The sequence below is a fragment of the Virgibacillus carmonensis genome (assembly GCF_057836705.1).
Genome location: NZ_JBYQFJ010000296.1, coordinates 1 through 581 on the forward strand (window position 1 = coordinate 1; position 581 = coordinate 581).

The 581-nt window shown below is 33.7% G+C and carries 2 protein-coding genes; both read left to right on the forward strand.

Going from position 1 to position 581, the window contains the following annotated elements:
• Positions 1 to 211 (forward strand): EamA family transporter (locus AC3G7N_RS21960; RefSeq protein ID WP_489424241.1); only part of this gene is annotated, 211 nt, incomplete at its 5' end.
• 98 nt (positions 212 to 309) lie between these two features.
• Positions 310 to 581, forward strand: a 272-nt coding sequence (locus AC3G7N_RS21965) for a TerC family protein (RefSeq protein ID WP_489424242.1), incomplete at its 3' end; no start/stop codon positions are given.

Genomic DNA, 581 nt, shown 5'->3' on the forward strand with positions numbered 1-581 from the left:
CGCCTTGTGGTATTCATTGTTAAAATACAATAAAGCTGGCGAAATCAGTATTTATAAATTTGTTACTCCAGTTGCCGGGACAATTTTATCGGCAATTTTCATTCCAAATGAAAACCTAAACTCGATGATACTTGGAGCACTTCTGCTTGTTGCGATAGGAATCGTTGCTATTAATTATCGAAAACGGCATTCTGCGGGTAATAGAAGTTAAAAACCTAAATGTTCTCTACTAAAATACACAGTATTTACTTTACAATTCACCTTAAAATAGTATAATTATACTGTTGAAAGTAGAAGGGTGGCAATACTTTGTTAGGAATTGAATTAACACAAGAGTCCTTACTTGCATTATTGCAAATTATTGCACTGGACATTGTGCTTTCAGGCGACAATGCCATTGTTATTGCCATGGCAACGAAAGGATTACCAAAAAAACAGCAAAATAAAGCAATTATTATTGGTACAGGTGGAGCAGTTATCTTACGAATAATATTTGCAGCAATCATTGTTTATTTGTTACAAATTCCACTTGTTCATTTAGTTGGCGGTTTATTACTTCTATGGATTGCCTATCATGTATT